This is a genomic window from Thermomonas sp. XSG (assembly GCF_014678725.1).
Classification (GTDB): domain Bacteria; phylum Pseudomonadota; class Gammaproteobacteria; order Xanthomonadales; family Xanthomonadaceae; genus Thermomonas.
The window spans coordinates 2,292,109-2,308,719 of sequence record NZ_CP061497.1 but is presented as its reverse complement, the minus strand read 5'-3'; the positions used below and the strand labels follow the sequence as shown (position 1 = coordinate 2,308,719).

The 16,611-nt window shown below is 68.8% G+C and carries 17 protein-coding genes; 3 read left to right on the top strand and 14 right to left on the bottom strand.

The genetic code is table 11. The features are described from left to right. Positions 1-5: 5 nt before the first annotated feature. The 7 genes from hflX to rlmE all read right to left on the bottom strand — a co-directional run bounded on the left by hflX (position 6) and on the right by rlmE (position 7,938). Entirely contained in the window at positions 6-1,349 is a 1,344-nt protein-coding gene (gene hflX / locus ICG51_RS10925) for a ribosome rescue GTPase HflX (protein WP_190282453.1), read from the bottom strand. A 66-nt stretch (positions 1,350-1,415) separates the two neighbouring features. Beyond that, the gene (gene hfq, locus ICG51_RS10920; protein ID WP_190280389.1) at positions 1,416-1,688 is read right to left on the bottom strand and encodes an RNA chaperone Hfq; all 273 of its coding nucleotides are present in this window, start codon (positions 1,686-1,688) and stop codon (positions 1,416-1,418) included. Between the two features lie 172 nt (positions 1,689-1,860). Next, positions 1,861-2,826 carry a tRNA (adenosine(37)-N6)-dimethylallyltransferase MiaA gene (miaA, locus tag ICG51_RS10915; protein WP_190280388.1) on the bottom strand — a complete coding sequence of 322 codons (966 nt, stop codon included), beginning with the start codon at positions 2,824-2,826 and terminating at the stop codon, positions 1,861-1,863. A gap of 5 nt (positions 2,827-2,831) precedes the next feature. Further along, a complete protein-coding gene (gene putP / locus ICG51_RS10910; RefSeq protein ID WP_190280387.1) occupies positions 2,832-4,334 on the bottom strand; it encodes a sodium/proline symporter PutP in 1,503 nt (500 codons plus the stop codon). Positions 4,335-4,381: 47 nt separating this feature from the next. Continuing rightward, on the bottom strand, positions 4,382-5,275 hold the full coding sequence (gene folP, locus ICG51_RS10905) for a dihydropteroate synthase (protein ID WP_190280386.1): 894 nt from the start codon (positions 5,273-5,275) through the stop codon (positions 4,382-4,384). 67 nt (positions 5,276-5,342) lie between these two features. Beyond that, a complete protein-coding gene (ftsH, locus tag ICG51_RS10900) occupies positions 5,343-7,247 on the bottom strand; it encodes an ATP-dependent zinc metalloprotease FtsH (protein WP_190280385.1) in 1,905 nt (634 codons plus the stop codon). A 43-nt stretch (positions 7,248-7,290) separates the two neighbouring features. Then, the gene (gene rlmE, locus ICG51_RS10895) at positions 7,291-7,938 is read right to left on the bottom strand and encodes a 23S rRNA (uridine(2552)-2'-O)-methyltransferase RlmE (RefSeq protein ID WP_190280384.1); all 648 of its coding nucleotides are present in this window, start codon (positions 7,936-7,938) and stop codon (positions 7,291-7,293) included. 118 nt (positions 7,939-8,056) lie between these two features. Between rlmE and yhbY the strand changes: the two genes are divergently transcribed. The 3 genes from yhbY (at position 8,057) to rnk (ending at position 9,292) form a co-directional block, all read left to right on the top strand. Further along, positions 8,057-8,362, top strand: coding sequence for a ribosome assembly RNA-binding protein YhbY (gene yhbY, locus ICG51_RS10890; RefSeq protein ID WP_190280383.1), 306 nt, complete (start codon positions 8,057-8,059; stop codon positions 8,360-8,362). A gap of 19 nt (positions 8,363-8,381) precedes the next feature. Next, positions 8,382-8,753, top strand: a complete 372-nt coding sequence (locus tag ICG51_RS10885; RefSeq protein WP_190280382.1) for an MTH938/NDUFAF3 family protein — start codon at positions 8,382-8,384, stop codon at positions 8,751-8,753. Positions 8,754-8,863: 110 nt separating this feature from the next. Then, positions 8,864-9,292 carry a nucleoside diphosphate kinase regulator gene (gene rnk / locus ICG51_RS10880; RefSeq protein ID WP_190280381.1) on the top strand — a complete coding sequence of 143 codons (429 nt, stop codon included), beginning with the start codon at positions 8,864-8,866 and terminating at the stop codon, positions 9,290-9,292. Positions 9,293-9,302: 10 nt separating this feature from the next. On the opposite strand, the gene recO is transcribed toward rnk, so the two are convergent. The 7 genes from recO to ICG51_RS10845 all read right to left on the bottom strand — a co-directional run bounded on the left by recO (position 9,303) and on the right by ICG51_RS10845 (position 16,578). After that, positions 9,303-10,046, bottom strand: coding sequence for a DNA repair protein RecO (gene recO / locus ICG51_RS10875; protein WP_190280380.1), 744 nt, complete (start codon positions 10,044-10,046; stop codon positions 9,303-9,305). A 109-nt stretch (positions 10,047-10,155) separates the two neighbouring features. Next, positions 10,156-11,076, bottom strand: coding sequence for a GTPase Era (gene era, locus ICG51_RS10870; protein ID WP_190280379.1), 921 nt, complete (start codon positions 11,074-11,076; stop codon positions 10,156-10,158). A gap of 76 nt (positions 11,077-11,152) precedes the next feature. After that, complete coding sequence (gene rnc, locus ICG51_RS10865; protein WP_190280378.1) at positions 11,153-11,839, bottom strand: ribonuclease III; 687 nt, start codon at positions 11,837-11,839, stop codon at positions 11,153-11,155. Then, positions 11,820-12,203, bottom strand: a complete 384-nt coding sequence (locus tag ICG51_RS10860; protein WP_190280376.1) for a DUF4845 domain-containing protein — start codon at positions 12,201-12,203, stop codon at positions 11,820-11,822. Before ICG51_RS10860 ends, rnc begins: the two co-directional genes overlap by 20 nt. 52 nt (positions 12,204-12,255) lie before the next feature. Then, entirely contained in the window at positions 12,256-13,041 is a 786-nt protein-coding gene (gene lepB / locus ICG51_RS10855) for a signal peptidase I (RefSeq protein WP_190282452.1), read from the bottom strand. Between the two features lie 27 nt (positions 13,042-13,068). Further along, positions 13,069-14,862: a translation elongation factor 4 gene (gene lepA / locus ICG51_RS10850; RefSeq protein ID WP_190282451.1), complete on the bottom strand. Its 1,794-nt coding sequence runs from the start codon at positions 14,860-14,862 to the stop codon at positions 13,069-13,071. 162 nt (positions 14,863-15,024) lie between these two features. Next, complete coding sequence (locus ICG51_RS10845) at positions 15,025-16,578, bottom strand: DegQ family serine endoprotease (RefSeq protein ID WP_190280375.1); 1,554 nt, start codon at positions 16,576-16,578, stop codon at positions 15,025-15,027. Between the last annotated feature and the right edge of the window lie 33 nt (positions 16,579-16,611).

The following is a 16,611-nucleotide window of genomic DNA, read 5'->3' as shown; positions in this document are numbered from 1 at the left end:
TGTCGTCATGTGCCTGATTCTACTGAGAAGCGGTCCGCCGGGTGGGGCTCATCCGGAAACTCCGGTTCCTCCGGCAGCAGCGCGCGCAGCGGCGCGCCGTCGGATTGGGCCGCCAGCCGCGCGGCGTCGGCCTGCGGCAGGTCGATCGACAGGCGCCAGCCGTCCGCTTCGTGGTGTTCGGCGCGGACCGCGTCCAGCGCGTGCAGGCGCGCGCGCAGGCGGCCGGCGTCGGTGGGCAGGTGTACCTCGCCGACCACGCGGCGCAGGCCGAGGCGTTCGCCCAAGGCGTCGCGCAGCAGGTCCAGCCCCAGTCCGTCGCGCGCCGACAGCCAGACCGCGGCGCGCGCTTCGCCGCGCGCGTCGATCCGCGGCTGCGCGCCTTCGATGCGGTCGATCTTGTTGAACACCAGCAGCTGCGGAATGTCACCGGCACCGATCTCGTGCAGCACCGCATCGACCTGGGCCATGCGTTCGTCGCGCAGCGGATCGTCGGCATCGATGACGTGCAGCAACAGGTCGGCTTCACGCGCCTCGCTCAGGGTGGAGCGGAACGCGGCCACCAGTTCGTGCGGCAGGTCGCGCACGAAACCGACGGTATCGGCCAGCACCACGCCGCCCCCCGGCAGCATGATCCTGCGCACGGTGGGATCCAGGGTGGCGAACAGCTGGTCGGCGGCATACGCATCGGCGCCGGTCAGCGCATTGAACAGGGTCGACTTGCCGGCGTTGGTGTAGCCCACCAGCGCCACCCGCGGCAGTTCGCTGCGCACCCGCGCGCGGCGCATCTGGGTGTGCTGCACCTCGACCTTCTCCAGCCGCTTCTGCAGCATTTCCATGCGCTTCTGCAGGAGCCGGCGGTCGGTTTCCAGCTGGGTTTCGCCGGGCCCGCGCAGGCCGATCGAACCGCCACGTTGGCGCTCCAGGTGGGTCCAGCCGCGCACCAGTCGGGTCGCCATGTGGCGCAACTGCGCCAGTTCGACCTGCAGCTTGCCCTCGTGGCTGCGCGCCCGCTGGGCGAAGATGTCCAGGATCAGCCCGGTGCGGTCCACCACCCGCCGTTCCAGCGCTTTTTCCAGGTTGCGTTCCTGGATCGGCGTGAGTGCGTGGTTGACCAGCACCAGGTCGGCACCGGTAGCCTCGCAGGCAGCCCTGACCTCCTCGAGCTTGCCGGTGCCGATCAGGATCGACGGATTGGGCTTGTCGATCCGCGCCGGCAGCGTGGCCAGCACGCGCGCACCGGCAGACCGCGCCAGCTCGGCGAATTCCTCCAGCACGCCTTCGGCCGGCGGGCCGCCGGCGTGGGGCTGGATCAGCAGCGCGTTTTCACCGCCGCGCGAGCGTTCGAACAATTGGGTCGGCATCGGGAGGTAAGTGCGGGCGACAGCCCGCGATTGCAAGCCCGCGCCGCGACCGGGTCAGTCGGCTTCGACCTGCGGCTGCACGGGCTCGCCGGCATCGCCGGATTCCCCCGCCCCGCCCAGGCGCACGTTGCGCGCCGGCACCACGGTGGAAATCGCGTGCTTGTAGACCATCTGGCTGACGGTGTTGCGCAGCAGGATGACGAACTGGTCGAAGGACTCGATGGTGCCCTGCAGCTTGATGCCGTTGACCAGGTAGATGGACACCGGTACGCGCTCGCGGCGCAAAGCGTTCAGGAACGGATCCTGCAAGGACTGCGACTTCGTCATGGATTCCCCGTACTGTCGTGCGTTGTTGTTTGTTGTTGTCGTGGGCCGACGCCTGCGGCGATCCCCGCCCCGCACCCGTCCATCGCGGCGGGTGCACCCCGATGTTAACGCAGGAGTCAGCTCCGGGGGAACGGCGGAGTCCTTGCCCCATGGCGCGGGCGTACGCGCGTGCCTACGCCACGCAGGAACGACCCAGGAACCTGTCCACCGCCGCGTCCAGCGCATCGCGTTGCAGTGCAGGGTCGAACCAGCGCGCATCCAGCTCACCGCGCAGCCAGGTGAACTGGCGCTTGGCGAGCTGGCGGGTGGCGGCGATGGCGCGCTCGCGGAACCCGGACCGCGACGACGCGCCGTCCAGATACTCCCAGGCTTGCCGGTAGCCCACCGCGCGCAACGCCGGCAGGTCCAGCGGCTGCGGATGCGCGGCAAGTTCCGGCAGCGCGCGCAGCGCGCGCACCTCATCGAGGAAGCCCTCGGCCAGCATCGCGTCGAAACGGGCCTCGATGCGGGCATGCAGGTCGGCGCGGTGCGGCGGCGCCAACACCAGCTTCAGCGTGCACAGCGGCAGGCGCTGGCCGGAGGCCGTGCGCTGCCAGTCGCTGATGCTGCGCCCGCTGAGCCGGTACACCTCCAGCGCGCGCTGGATGCGCTGGGCGTCGGTGGCGTGGACGCGCGCGGCGGCGGCGGGATCGATCCGCGCCAAGTCGGCATGCAGCGCGGCCCAGCCGCGCACGCCGGCCTCCTCCGCAAGCGCGGCGCGCAGCGCCGGATCGGCTGCCGGCATGTCGGACAGACCATCCAGCAACGCTTGGAAATACAGACCGGTGCCACCCGCCAGGATCGGCAGCCGGCCACGCGCGACGATCCCGTCGATGGCGCGTTTCGCATCCATCGCGAACTCCGCCGCCGAATACGGTTGCCATGGCTCGCGCAGGTCGATCAGGTGGTGCGGCACCAGCGCCTGCTCTTCGCGGGTGGGCTTGGCCGCACCGATGTCGAGGCGGCGATAGACCAGCGCCGAATCGACGCTGACGATCTCGCCGCCGAGACGCCGCGCCAGCGCGATGGCATACGCGCTCTTGCCCGACGCGGTCGGGCCCATCAACGCGATCGCGCGCGGGCGCGGGTCCAGCCCCATCGGGTTCAGTAGCCGCTTTCGCGCAGGCTGGCCTGGACCTGCGCATGGCGCGCCTGCACCGCGGCCGGCGGCGCGCGCGACAGCAGGCTGCCGGCAATGATCGCGATACTCGCGGCGATGAACCCCGGCACCATTTCGTAGAGCGTGCTGCCGGTGTGCTTCCACAGCACCACGGTCAGCGCGCCAGCCAGCATTCCGGCCAGTGCGCCGATCCCGGTCATCCGCGCCCAGAACAGCGAGAACAGCACCACCGGCCCGAACGCCGCGCCGAAGCCGGCCCAGGCGTAGCTGACCAGGCCAAGCACGCGACTGTCCGGGTCGCGTGCGATCCAGATCGCCAGCAGCGCCACTGCCAACACGGTGGCGCGGCCCACCCAAACCAGCTCGCGCTCGCCCGCGTGCGGCCGGAAGAAGCCGTGGTAGAAGTCCTCGGTCAGCGCGCTGGAGCAGACCAGCAGCTGGCAGCTGAGCGTGCTCATCACCGCGGCCAGGATCGCCGAGAGCAGCACGCCGGCCACCCACGGGTTGAACAGCGCTTCGGCCAGCACGATGAAGACACGCTCGGGGTTTTCGCCCAGCGCGATCGCCTGCTGCGGGTGCTGGGTGGCCCAGGCGATACCCGCCAGCCCCACCGCAACCGCGCCCAGCAGGCACAGCACCATCCAGGTCATGCCGATCCGCCGCGCCTGCGGGATCACGGCCAGGGAATCGGCCGCCATGAAGCGGGCCAGGATATGCGGCTGGCCGAAATAGCCCAGCCCCCACGCCAGCGCCGACACCACCGCGACCAGACCACCACCGCCGATCCACTGCAGTCGCGCCGGATCGACCTGCTCGATCACCCGCAGGGTCTCGCCGGGACCGCCCACGCTGAGGATCACGATGATCGGCGTCAGCAACAGAGCGAAGATCATCAGGGTGGCCTGCACGGTATCGGTCCAGCTGACCGCGAGGAAACCGCCGATCAGGGTGTACAGGATCGTTGCCGCCGCGCCCCACCACAGCGCCTGCGCGTACGGCAGGCCGAACACGCTCTCGAACAGGCGCGCGCCGGCCACGATGCCGCTGGCGCAGTAGATCGCGAAGAACACCAGGATCACCAGCGCCGACACGACCCGCAGCAGCCGGCCGTTGGCGGCGGAACCATCGCTGGAGAAGCGCGTGGTGAAGTAGTCCGGCAGGGTCAGGGCGTTGTCGGTGCGCTCGGTATAGACCCGCAGCGGGCCGGCCACGAAGCGCCAGTTGCACCACGCGCCGATGCACAGGCCGATGGCGATCCACGCCTCGCTCACGCCGGTCAGGTAGAGCGCGCCGGGCAGGCCCATCAGCAGCCAGCCGCTCATGTCGGAGGCACCGGCGGACAGCGCGGTGACGTAGCCGCCCAGCGAGCGTCCGCCGAGGATGTAGTCGTCGAGGTTGCGGGTGGAGCGCCAGGCCGCCAATCCGATCCCCACCATCGCAAGGAGGTAGAGGCCAAAGGTGATCAGCAGCGGGGTACTGGCGGTCATGCGCGCGCTCCGGTTGGACGGCGCACTTTAACCCGGCGCGGTCCCGGTTATTCCGGCCAGACAATCTCCGGCCGTTCCGCGGCACTGCGCGGCTGCGGCACGGCAGCGACGGCATTCCACACCTTCAGCGCGTCCACCGTCGCGGCCACGTCGTGGACCCGCAGCAGCGCCGCGCCCTGCTGTGCGGCCACCAGGTGCGCGGCCACCGAGCCCGCCACGCGCTCGCGCGGTTCGCTGCGACCGGTCAGCTCACCGATGCTCCGTTTGCGCGACAACCCGGCCAGCACCGGCACGCCCAGCTCGGTGAATCGCCGGAGCTGCGCGAGCAGCTGCAGGTTGTGCACGGCGGTTTTGCCGAACCCGAAGCCGGGATCGACCACGATGTTCTTCCTCGCGATGCCCGCCATCTCTGCGGCAAACATCCGTTCGGCCAGGAATCGGTGCACCTCGCCGACCACATCGTCATACTCCGGCGCCGCCTGCATCGAGCGCGGCTCGCCCAGCATGTGCATCAGCACCACCGGCATCGCCAGTTCCGCGGCCGCATCGAGTGCACCCTCGCGGCGCAGGCCGTACACATCGTTGAGCATGCCGGCGCCGGCTGCGACCGCCGCGCGCATCACTTCGGGCTTGCTGGTGTCGATGCTGATCGGCAGCGTGGTTTCCCGCGCCAACCCTTCGATCACCGGGACGACGCGGCGCAGCTCCTCCTCCACGGTCACTTCCTGCGACCCCGGGCGGGTGGATTCGCCGCCGACATCGAGGATGTCGGCGCCCTCCTCCGCCAGCCGCAGGCCGTGGGCGATGGCGGCGCCTGCGTCGAAATGCGCGCCGCCGTCGGAGAACGAATCGGGGGTGATGTTGACGATGCCCATCACCCGCGGGCGGTCCAGCCGCAGGACGCGGCCGTTGCAGTCGAGCTGGGGCGAGGTGTCGAACATCGGGATCCGCCAACGAAAAAGGCCAGAGCGAACTCTGGCCTTTTCGTCATCCTGCGGCAAGCATCGCTCAGCCCTGCACCACCGGGCCGCCAATGGGCGCGGCCGGCGGCGCGGCGTCGCCGCCGGGCTTGCTGCCCGGCTTGCTCCAGCCCATCGGCGGCGGCACTTCGCGGCCGTCCATGATCGCGTCGATCTGCGGCACGTCGATGGTCTCGTACTCCAGCAGCGCCTTGGCCATCACGTGCAGCTTGTCGATGTTCTCGTTCAGCAGCTGCGTCGTGCGCGCGTAGGCACGATCGAGGATGCCACGCACCACGTCGTCGATCCGGCGCGCGGTGTCGTCGGACACGTTCTTGTGTTGGGTCACGCTGCGGCCGAGGAACACCTCGTCCTCCTCCTCGCCGAAGGTGATCGGGCCGAGTTCGGACAGGCCCCACTTGGTCACCATGTTGCGGGCCATCTTGGTGGCGCGCTCGATGTCGTTGGACGCACCGGTGGTCACCTTGTCTGCGCCGAAGATCAGCTCCTCGGCGACGCGGCCGCCGTACAGCGAGGCCAGCTGCGACTCGATCGCGATCTTGTTGTAACTGTACTTGTCGCCTTCCGGCAGGTACATGGTCACGCCCAGCGCGCGGCCGCGCGGGATGATGGTGACCTTGTAGACCGGGTCGTGCTCCGGCACCAGCCGGCCGACGATGGCATGGCCCGCCTCGTGGTAGGCGGTGAGGGTCTTCTCCTGCTCGCTCATCGCCATCGAACGGCGTTCGGCACCCATCAGGATCTTGTCGCGTGCCTTGTCGAAGTGCTCCATGCGCACTTCCTTGGCGTTCTCGCGGGCGGCGAACAGCGCCGCCTCGTTGCACAGGTTGGCGAGATCCGCGCCGGAGAAGCCGGGCGTGCCGCGGGCGATGGTCATCGGCACCACGTCGTCCGCCAGCGGCAGCTTGCGCATGTGCACCTTGAGGATCTGCTCGCGGCCCTTCACGTCGGGCAGGCCCACCACCACCTGGCGGTCGAAGCGACCGGGACGCAGCAGCGCCGGGTCGAGCACGTCCGGGCGGTTGGTCGCGGCGATCACGATCACGCCCTCGCCGCCCTCGAAGCCGTCCATCTCCACCAGCAGCTGGTTGAGGGTCTGCTCGCGCTCGTCGTGGCCGCCGCCGAGGCCGGCACCGCGATGGCGGCCGACCGCGTCGATCTCGTCGATGAAGATGATGCACGGCGCGTGCTTCTTGGCCTGCTCGAACATGTCGCGCACGCGCGAGGCACCGACGCCGACGAACATCTCCACGAAATCGGAGCCGGAGATCGAGAAGAACGGCACCTTGGCCTCGCCGGCAATGGCCTTGGCCAGCAGCGTCTTGCCGGTGCCGGGCGGGCCGACCATCAGCACGCCGCGCGGGATCTTGCCGCCCAGCTTCTGGAAGCGCGACGGGTCGCGCAGGAACTCGACCAGCTCGGCCACGTCTTCCTTGGCCTCGTCGCAACCGGCGACGTCGGCGAAGGTGACCTTGACCTGGTCGTCGGACAGCAGCTTGGCGCGCGAACGACCGAACGACATCGCGCCCTTGCCGCCGCCACCGCCCTGCATCTGGCGCATCATGAACAGCCAGAAGCCGATGATCAGCAGCACCGGCAGGAAGTTCAGCACCAGCGACCAGAACGAGATGCCGGAATCCGGCGGCGCCTGCTTGATCTCGACCTTGTGCTGGATCAGGTCGTTGATCAGGTCCTTGTCGCGCACCGGCGCGGTGGTGGTGCCGGTGCTGCCGTCGGCGCGCTCGAAGGTGATGCTGCGCTCGTTGCTGGAGATGTCGACCTTCTTGATGCGGTCGTTCTCCACGTCCTGGACGAACTGCGAATAGACCACGTCCTGGCTGGCGGCCAGCTTCGGCGAAAAGCTCTGGAACACCACCATCAGCACGGCGGCGACCACCACCCAGAGCAGCAGGTTTTTCGCGAGATCGTTCATGTCGGCCCTTGGCAGTCCTTCCGCGTCACGTCGTTGTGGAACATCACTTGATCTGTGCCAGCTTGCCGGTGGCCAGTGCGTATACCTCCGGCGAACGGTTGCGCGAGGCCGCCGGCTTGCGGATCACCACCTTGGCGTAACGCCGCCGCAGTTCCCGCACGTAATCATCGAATCCCGTTCCCTGGAACAGCTTGATCAGGAACGTGCCGCCGGTACGGAGCTGGCCATCGGCGAAGTCCATGGCCAGTTCCGCCAGGTGCATCGCGCGCGGCTGGTCCACCGCCGTCATACCGCTCTTATTGGGGGCCATGTCGGACAAGACAAGGTCGACCTGTTCACCGTTCAGCATCTGCAGCAGCTGCGATAGAACCGCATCTTCCCTGAAATCGCCATGAAGGAAGTCCACCCCGGCCAGCGAGGGCATCTCCAGGATGTCGCTGGCGATGACCCGCCCGGGACGGTTCACGTCCAGCCGGTCCAGTTCCTGGCGCACCCATTGCGACCAGCCGCCGGGCGCCGCACCGAGGTCCACCACCACCATGCCGGGCTTGAGCAGGCGGTCGCGCTCCACCAGTTCTTCGAGCTTGTAGGCGGCACGCGAGCGCATGCCCTCGGCCTGCGCCTTCTTCACGAAGGGGTCGGAGAAGTGTTCCTTGAGCCAGCGCTGGCTGGATTTGCTGCGGGTCGCCATGCCTGTCGTCCCCCTCCCGGGGGGCGGGAGGGTCGTGGGGGAATGGAGCCGCCCGCGGGCGGCCCCCATCCTCCGCATGATACCCTGCGCTCCCTCCTTTTATTCCGCTGCGTGCCGCATGCCGATTGCCCTGACCAACGCCCAGATCCGCTTCCTGCGCGGCCAGGCGCACGACCTCAAGGCGATGCTCCAGGTGGGCGGCAAGGGCATCACCGAGGCACTGGTGGCGGAGGTCGAACTGGCCCTGGAACACCATGAGCTGATCAAGGTGAAGGTCGCAGGCGAGGACCGGGAGGCGCGGGACGCCATGATCACCAGCCTGGCCGAGCGCGCCGATGCCGCGCTGGTGCAGCGGATCGGCCACACCGCGGTGCTCTATCGCCCGAGCAGGGACAAGCGGCAGATCGTCCTGCCCCGCGGCTGACCGCAGCAGACCTCGACCGATGCAGCTGAACCTCGAACGCCCGGACTACCAGTATTTCCTGCGCGGTGCCGATGGCGGCAGTGCGCTGGTCAACGAGCGGCGGATGACAGCCAGTTTCATCGTCGCCCCGGAGGCACTGGTCGAGAACTGGCCGGTGCGCGATGCGTCTGCGCTCGCGCCCACCGACCTGGAGCCGCTACTCGCGCTGGCCCCCGAACTGCTGCTGCTGGGCACTGGTGCCCGCCAGGTGTTCCCCCCGGCGGCGGCCCTGGCGACCTGCCTGCAGCGCGGCGTCGGCATCGAGGTCATGTCCAACGCTGCGGCCGCGCGGACCTACACGGTGCTGGCCGGCGAGGGCCGGCGGGTCGTGGCCGGCTTCCTGTTTCCCTGAAAGGTTGCCGGGCCGTTGAATCGCGGCTAATGTTCCCCCAAATTCCAAGATATCCGCGGGCGACGCGCCAGCCGCGCCGCCCGCATTGCTTTGCAGGAGCCTTTGCCAACATGAGCACCGCCACCCAACGTCCCGCCCTGCTGCTGTCCCGCGTGGACGTGGAGCGCATCGAGGACCTGCTGGACCGTCCGCAGTACCGCAGCCTCAACACCGCACCGCTGCGCGAGGAGCTGGAGCGTGCCGAGCTGGTCGAGCCCGGCGAGATGCCCGACGACGTCATCACCATGAATTCCACCGCCCTGGTGAAGGTGATCGACGACCAGGAGCAAGCGCACGAGTACGAGCTGACTCTTGTGTATCCACGTGATGCCGATGGCAGCAGCGACAAGGTATCGATCCTAGCCCCGGTGGGCAGCGCCCTGCTGGGCCTGCGGGTGGGCGACAGCATCGATTGGCCGATGCCGGGCGGCCGCAGCGCCCGCCTGCACGTACTGTCGATCCGCTACCAGCCGGAAGCGGCGGGCGAGCTGCACCGCTGAGCCGGCGCGGTCAGGGCGCACCGATCTCCTTCGGCGCGCCCAACCGCCCCAACTCGCCCAGCATTTCCCACGACTTCAGCCCGCGACCACCGAGATGGTGCAGCAGCACCGTCCGCAGCGGCAGGCGCAGGCTGGCCAGGTCCTCGCTTCCTGGCTGCAGGTCCGCCGCCAGCGCCAGCAGCGCGCGACCAGTCGCAGTATCGCGGCGTTCGCCTGCGCGCTCGCTGCGCAGGCGGCGCGGCCCTTCCTCGGGATCCAGCCGGTAGCGTGCGGCAGGATCGATGTCGCCGCCGTCACCGTCCAGCCCGAACGCCAACCCCACCCCAAGCGCCTCCAGCAGGTCGCGCTCGAACCGGCGCAGCGTCCACGCCAGCGGTTCGCCGCCACGCAGGCGCTCGCGCACCTGCGCATAGCCCGCGTGCAGTTCCGGCTGCGGCACATGCCGCGGCGCCAGGCGCAGGCACAGTTCGTTGACGTAGAACGCCGCCAGCGCGGCATCGCCCTGCAGCAGCGGCGCGGCGTCCACCGCCTCGGCAGTGGCCAGCTGCGCCAGTTCGCCCTTCTGCACGGCATCGAAACGGATCGACTGCAGTGGCTGCAACGCCGCGCGCAGCACATGCTTCTTCGGCCCCGACACCCCCCGCGCCACCAGCCCGATGCGGCCGTGCTCCGCACTCAGGACTTCGACCAGCAGGCTGGTTTCCCGCCACGGGCGGGCATGCAGGACGAAGGCGGCTTCGGCGGCGTAGCGCATGTGCCTATTCTAGGAGTGGCCCCGACCGCGGCCGTCGCTCCGTTGCGCGCTGCGGCCAGCCGCAAGCGGGGCGCTCCGGCTGAAGCCCCCGCACCGGGAGGCGGAGCGCCTAGTCGTGATAGCCCAGCGCGCGCAGCGCGGCTTCGTCGTCGCTCCAGCCTTCGCGCACCCGCACCCAGGTCTGCAGGAACACCTTGGCGTCGAACAGCCGCTCCATCTGCTCGCGGGCATGCTTGCCGATGTCGCGCAGGCGCTCGCCGCCCTTGCCGATCACGATGGCCTTCTGGCCCTCGCGCTCGACCCAGATCACCGCATCGATGCGGTACATCACGCCGGCCTTGGGCGAGGGTTCTTCCTCGAACCGCTCCACTTCCACCGTGGTGGAATACGGCAGTTCCTCGCCGAGCCGACGCATCAGCTGCTCGCGCACCAGCTCGCCGGCGAGGAAGCGCTGGCTCTTGTCGGTGATCTCGTCCTCGCCGAATGCCGGCTCGCCCTCCGGCATCAGCCCGAGCAGGGTGGCGACCAGCGGCTCCAGCCCGCTGCGCTTGAGCGCCGACAACGGATGCACCGCGGCGAATTCGCGCCCTTCCGTCACCTTGGCGATGAACGGCAGCAGCGCGGTCTTGTCCTTCTGCTTGTCGACCTGGTTGACCACCAGCACCACCGGCAGGCCGGCCTCGCGCAGTGCGTCGAAGGCCAGTCCGTCCTCGTGGTCCCAGCGCCCGGCCTCGATCACCAGCAGCGCGGCGTCCACGCCTTCCAGCGCGCCGCGGGCGGCGCGGTTCATCATCCGGTTCATCGCCTTGCCGGAGCGCTTGCCCTGCTCGCCGTGGATGCCGGGCGTGTCCACCAGCTGCAGCTGGCCGCCGGGGAAGGTGGCAATGCCCAGCAGGCGGTGCCGGGTGGTCTGCGGACGGTTGGAGGTGATGCTGATCTTGGCGCCGACCAGCGCATTGACCAGGGTGGATTTGCCGACGTTGGGGCGGCCGATGACGGCCACCGCGCCGCTGCGGGATGTGGGATTCATGGGCGGATTGTAGAGCGCGGCCCGGTCCGCCGCTTCAATTGCCGCAGATTCCCGGACGAGGGCCGTGCAGCTGGGGTCAGCAGGACTCGAGGAGTTCCAGCATCGCGCCCGCGGCAACCTGCTCGGCGGCGCGCCGCGAGCTTCCCTCCCCTTCGGTGCGCAGGGCCGGGCTGGCAAGGGTGCAGCTGACGCTGAAGATCCGTGCGTGGTCCTCGCCGCCCTCATGCAGCAGCGCATAGACCGGCAGCGGGTGCTGCCGCCCCTGCAGCCATTCCTGCAGGCGGGTCTTGGCGTCCTTGCCGACCTTGTTGGGCGGCGGCAGGGCGTCGATGAGGGGCGCGAACCAGGGCAGCACCGTCGCCCGGCAGGCGTCGAAACCGGCGTCCAGGTAGATCGCGGCGACGATGGCCTCGACCGCGTCGGCCAGGATGGAATCGCGGCGATGGCCGCCGGTCTTCATTTCGCCCGGCCCCATCACCAGCCGCGGCCCGATATCCAGCCGGCGGGCGATGCCCGCCAGCGCGGATTCCCGCACCAGTTCGGCCCGGGCGCGGGTCAGCGCGCCCTCGTCGGCCTTCGACCAGTGCCGGTAAAGCGCCTCGGCGACGAACTGGTTGACCAGTGCGTCGCCGAGGAATTCCAACCGCTCGTTGTTCGGACTGCCCGCGCTGCGGTGGGTCAGCGCCTGCGCCAGCAGCGCGGGGTCCGCAAACACATGGCCGGCGAACGCCGACGGCGTGCGATCACTCGCCGCTGGTGCCACGCGTCAGCACCTGCTCGGCGTGGAACTTGCCGACCACGTCGAGGTTGGCAAGCAGCGACTCGCGACGCTCGTAGTCCACCACCATCTTCACCCCGCCGTCGCCGGACTCGAACTTCATCGCGTCCATCTTCTTGACGTTGTCGGCGTAGCTCATCTCGAGCCGGCGCAGGTACATCTCGCGGATCTTCTCCTTGCTCGCGCCAGCCAGGGACTGGTCTTCGGCCAGCCCCTTGAGCGCCTGCTTCACCGAGTAAAACTCGATGTACATGGGCACGATCTTCATCGCGCAAAAAGCGAAGAAGATCACAAGGCACAGCACCATCAGGAACCCCAGCATCGTTATTCCGCGCTGTTTCTGCTTCATTCGTGCATCCCCTCTTGGTTGAACGGCCATGCCCCTGATGGCCAGGCGTCGATCAAGGAATACGTGTTCCGATACGGGAAACGTCCACCCAGTGATCCGCGCTGGCGTCGAAGTTCATCCACACCATGAACGCCTTCCCGCGCAGGTTGGTTTCCGGCAGGAACCCCCAGAACCGGCTGTCCTCGCTGTTGCCGCGGTTGTCGCCCATGACGAAATAATGCCCCGCCGGGACCGTCCAGTCACCATCGGCGACGCTGAACTCGCCTTCCAGCACGAAATGCGGGCGCCCGGGCATGCCCTCGGTCAGCTTGCTGTCCCCGGTTTCGCCGGCGCCTTGGCCGACCCCGGTGTAGACCCCTTCCACCCGGTATGGCAGCACCTGCCCGTTCACGCTGATCTTGTGGTCGTGGTAGCCGATGACATCGCCCGGCACGCCGATCACGCGCTTGATCCAGTCCTCGCGCGGGTGGTGCGGCGGCCGGAACACCACCACGTCGCCACGCGCCGGCTCGCCCAGTTCGACGAACTTCTTGTTGCTGATCGGCCAGCGCAGGCCATAGCTGAACTTGTTGACCAGGATGAAATCGCCGATCAGAAGGGTCGGCATCATCGAGCTGGAGGGGATCCGGAACGGCTCGGCGACGAAGCTGCGCAGCCCCAGCACCAGCGCCAGCACCGGAAAGAACGCCTTGGAGTAATCGACCAGAAGCGGTTCCTTCACCTCGTCCAGCGGTCCGGCCGCGGCGGCGCGGCGCTTGGCCAGAAACAGCTTGTCCAGCAGCCAGACCAGGCCGGTCAGCAGGGTCAGGGTGACCAGGATCGTTTCGAACCACACCATCATGCGATGTTCTCCAGGGCCAATGCCTTACTTGCTGTCGACCTGCAACACGGCGAGGAAGGCCTCCTGCGGGATTTCCACCCGCCCGACCTGCTTCATCCGCTTCTTGCCTTCCTTCTGCTTCTCCAGCAGCTTCTTCTTGCGCGTCGCGTCGCCACCGTAGCACTTGGCCAGCACGTTCTTGCGCAGCGCCTTGACCGTGGTGCGGGCGATGATCTGCGCGCCGATCGCGGCCTGGATGGCCACGTCGAACATCTGCCGCGGGATCAGGTCCTTCATCTTCTCGGTCAGCTCGCGGCCACGGCGGTCGGCGTGGCTGCGGTGGACGATGATCGACAGCGCGTCGACGCGGTCGCCGTTGATCAGCGTGTCCACGCGCACGAACGGGCCGGCGTCGAAGCGCAGGAAGTGATAGTCCAGCGAGGCGTAGCCGCGGCTCACCGACTTCAGCTTGTCGAAGAAATCCAGCACCACCTCGGCCATCGGCAGCTCGTAGCTGATCTGCACCTGGCTGGCCATGTAGGTGATGCCGATCTGCACGCCGCGCTTTTCCTCGCACAGCTTGATGATGTTGCCGATGTAGGCTTCGGGGGTGAGGATGTTGGCGCGGATGATCGGCTCGCGTATCTCCTGCACCTGGTTGATCGGCGGCAGCTTGGCCGGGTTGTCCATCGGCACGACGGTGCCGTCGGTCTTGAGCACCTCGTAGATCACCGTCGGCGCGGTGCTGATGAGGTTGAGGTCGTACTCGCGCTCCAGCCGCTCCTGCACGATCTCCATGTGCAGCATGCCGAGGAAGCCGCAGCGGAAGCCGAAGCCCATCGCCTCCGAGCTTTCCGGCTCGAAGCGCAGCGCGGCGTCGTTCAGGCGCAGCTTGTCCAGCGCTTCGCGCAGCGCCGGGTAGTCCTCGGCATCGACCGGGAACAGGCCGGCGAACACCCGCGGCTGCATTTCCTGGAAGCCGGGAAGCGGCTTCGGCGCCGGGTCGCCGGCAAGGGTCAGGGTGTCGCCCACCGGCGCGCCGTGCACGTCCTTGATCGAGGCGGTGATCCAGCCCACTTCACCCGCGCGCAGCACCGGCAGCACCTTGCGCTTCGGGGTGAACACGCCGACCGCGTCGACCTGGTGGGTGCGGCCGGTGCTCATCACCAGCATCTTGTCGCCGGACTTCAGCTCGCCTTGCATGACCCGCACCAGCGAGACCACGCCCAGGTAGTTGTCGAACCACGAGTCGATGATCAGCGCCTGCAGCTTGTCGGTGTCGCGCGGCTGTGGCGGCGGGATGCGCTGGACGATGGCCTCCAGCACGTCGCCGACGTTGAGCCCGGTCTTGGCACTGATGGCGACCGCGTCGGACGCATCGATGCCGATGACGGCCTCGATCTCCTCCTTCACCTTGTCGATGTCGGCGGTCGGCAGGTCGATCTTGTTGAGGACCGGCACCACCTCCAGCCCCTGCTCCACCGCGGTGTAGCAGTTGGCCACCGACTGCGCCTCCACGCCCTGCGCCGCGTCGACCACCAGCAGCGCGCCTTCGCAGGCGGCCAGCGAGCGGCTGACCTCGTAGCTGAAGTCGACGTGGCCAGGGGTATCGATGAAGTTCAGGAAGTAGGTATTGCCATCCTTCGCGGTGTACGGCAACGAGACCGACTGCGCCTTGATGGTGATGCCGCGTTCGCGCTCGATCGGGTTGGAATCGAGTACCTGCGCTTCCATCTCGCGCGCCTGCAGGCCGCCGCACAGCTGGATGATGCGATCGGCGAGGGTCGACTTGCCGTGGTCGACGTGGGCGATGATGGAGAAGTTGCGGATGAACCGCATCGAATCGTGCTGCATGGGGGGCGTCGGCTGAGTGCGGCAACGGCCGCGGGATCGCGGCCTGTGGGAAAGACAGCCGTGCATTATCGCACAGGCCCGAGTGCAGCCCTGCCCGGGCGGCAACGCGCCCGGCCGCGATCACGACCGGGCGCCGGCCTACGGGGCTCAGCGCTCGACCGGGGTCACCGTGACGTAGCGGGTGCCGCCACCACGCCGCACCAGCAGCATCACCGGTTTGTCGGCGCCGACGGCGCGCAGCTGGGCGTTGAGCGCATCCACGCTGCCGACGTCGTGGCGGCCCACCGCCAGCACCACGTCGCCGCGCTGCAGGCCCGCTTCCCGCGCGGCCGGGCCCTCGACGCGGGCGATCAGCACGCCCTCCTTCGGCTGCAGGCCCATGCCGCTGCGCTGCTGTGCGGTCAATTCCTGGCCGATGATGCCCAGCGGGTTGGCCTGCGCGGGGGCTGCGGGCTTCTGGCTACCGCCCGTTTCGCCGCCGGCAGCGGCGACGCTTTCATCGAGCGCACCCAAGGTCGCGATCAGGGTGCGCGGCTTGCCATCGCGGATCACCTCCAGCGTGACCCGGCTTCCAGGTGCCATAGCCCCGATGATCGGCGGCAGGTCGCTGGATTCGTAGACGCGCTGGCCGTTGACGCTGCGGATCACGTCCTGGCGCTGCAGGCCGGCACGTTCCGCGGCGCTGCCCGGCTCGATCGTCGCCACCAGCGCGCCGTTGGCATCGGGCAGCCCCAGCGCGCCGGCGGCATCCCGGTCCATGCCCTGGATCTGCACGCCCAGCTGCCCGCGCGTCACCTTGCCGGTGGCCTTGAGCTGCTGCACAGCGTTCATCGCCACGTCGATGGGAATGGCGAAGCTCACGCCCATGTAACCGCCGGAATTGCTGAAGATCTGCGAGTTGATGCCGACCACCTGCCCACGGGTGTCCAGCAGCGGGCCGCCGGAATTGCCGCGGTTGATCGCCACGTCGGTCTGGATGAAGGGCACGTAGCGCTGGTCGGCACCGGGGTTGGCACGGCCGACCGCGCTGACGATGCCGGCGGTGACCGAATGGTCCAGGCCGAACGGCGAACCGATCGCCACCACCCACTGGCCGGGCTTGAGCGCATCGGAATTGCCGATGCGCATCACCGGCAGGCCCTTGGCGTCGATCTTCAGCAGCGCCACGTCCGACTGCGGGTCGCTGCCCACCACCTTGGCGGTGAACTCGCGACGGTCGGACAGCTTGATGCGCACGGTGTCGGCGCCATCGACCACGTGATGGTTGGTGAGCAGGTAGCCGTCGGCCGAAATGATGAAGCCGGTGCCAAGCGAGGTGCCGCGCGGACGCGCGCCGGGCATGCCGGGCATGCCCGGCATGGGGGTCATGCCGGGGCCGAAGAAGCGGCGGAAGAACTCGGGGATCTGCTCGTCGCCTTCCTCCCCGTCTTCCGGCATCTGCGGCGTCCGCCGAGCCTGCGCCGCCTGCACCCGGCCGCCGATCTCCGCCTGCACGCTGACCACCGCCGGCCCCACCTGGTCCACCAACCGGGTGAAATCCGGCAGGCCGGCCACCAGCTCGGGGGCGGGCGCGGCGGCCGGCGTCGCCAGCGGCGTTTGGGCATTGGCGGCGTTCTGACCACTGCAGGCACCGACGCCGGCCACCGCCAGCGCGGTGGTCAACAGCAGGGGACGCAGGGTAGCGAGCTTGATCGCGGGCATGACAAGGGAGTCCTCTTCGCGTGGATCGGAAAC

Bases quoted from the DNA above. Each gene is read 5' to 3' on its own strand.
- hfq (WP_190280389.1), bottom strand. From the start codon at position 1,688: ATGACGAAGTCGCAGTCCTTGCAGGATCCGTTCCTGAACGCTTTGCGC.
- miaA (WP_190280388.1), bottom strand. From the start codon at position 2,826: ATGGGGCTGGACCCGCGCCCGCGCGCGATCGCGTTGATGGGCCCGACC.
- putP (WP_190280387.1), bottom strand. From the start codon at position 4,334: ATGACCGCCAGTACCCCGCTGCTGATCACCTTTGGCCTCTACCTCCTT.
- folP (WP_190280386.1), bottom strand. From the start codon at position 5,275: ATGTTCGACACCTCGCCCCAGCTCGACTGCAACGGCCGCGTCCTGCGG.
- ftsH (WP_190280385.1), bottom strand. From the start codon at position 7,247: ATGAACGATCTCGCGAAAAACCTGCTGCTCTGGGTGGTGGTCGCCGCC.
- rlmE (WP_190280384.1), bottom strand. From the start codon at position 7,938: ATGGCGACCCGCAGCAAATCCAGCCAGCGCTGGCTCAAGGAACACTTC.
- yhbY (WP_190280383.1), top strand. From the start codon at position 8,057: ATGCCGATTGCCCTGACCAACGCCCAGATCCGCTTCCTGCGCGGCCAG.
- ICG51_RS10885 (WP_190280382.1), top strand. From the start codon at position 8,382: ATGCAGCTGAACCTCGAACGCCCGGACTACCAGTATTTCCTGCGCGGT.
- rnk (WP_190280381.1), top strand. From the start codon at position 8,864: ATGAGCACCGCCACCCAACGTCCCGCCCTGCTGCTGTCCCGCGTGGAC.
- recO (WP_190280380.1), bottom strand. From the start codon at position 10,046: ATGCGCTACGCCGCCGAAGCCGCCTTCGTCCTGCATGCCCGCCCGTGG.
- era (WP_190280379.1), bottom strand. From the start codon at position 11,076: ATGAATCCCACATCCCGCAGCGGCGCGGTGGCCGTCATCGGCCGCCCC.
- ICG51_RS10860 (WP_190280376.1), bottom strand. From the start codon at position 12,203: ATGAAGCAGAAACAGCGCGGAATAACGATGCTGGGGTTCCTGATGGTG.
- lepB (WP_190282452.1), bottom strand. From the start codon at position 13,041: ATGGTGTGGTTCGAAACGATCCTGGTCACCCTGACCCTGCTGACCGGC.
- lepA (WP_190282451.1), bottom strand. From the start codon at position 14,862: ATGCGGTTCATCCGCAACTTCTCCATCATCGCCCACGTCGACCACGGC.
- ICG51_RS10845 (WP_190280375.1), bottom strand. From the start codon at position 16,578: ATGCCCGCGATCAAGCTCGCTACCCTGCGTCCCCTGCTGTTGACCACC.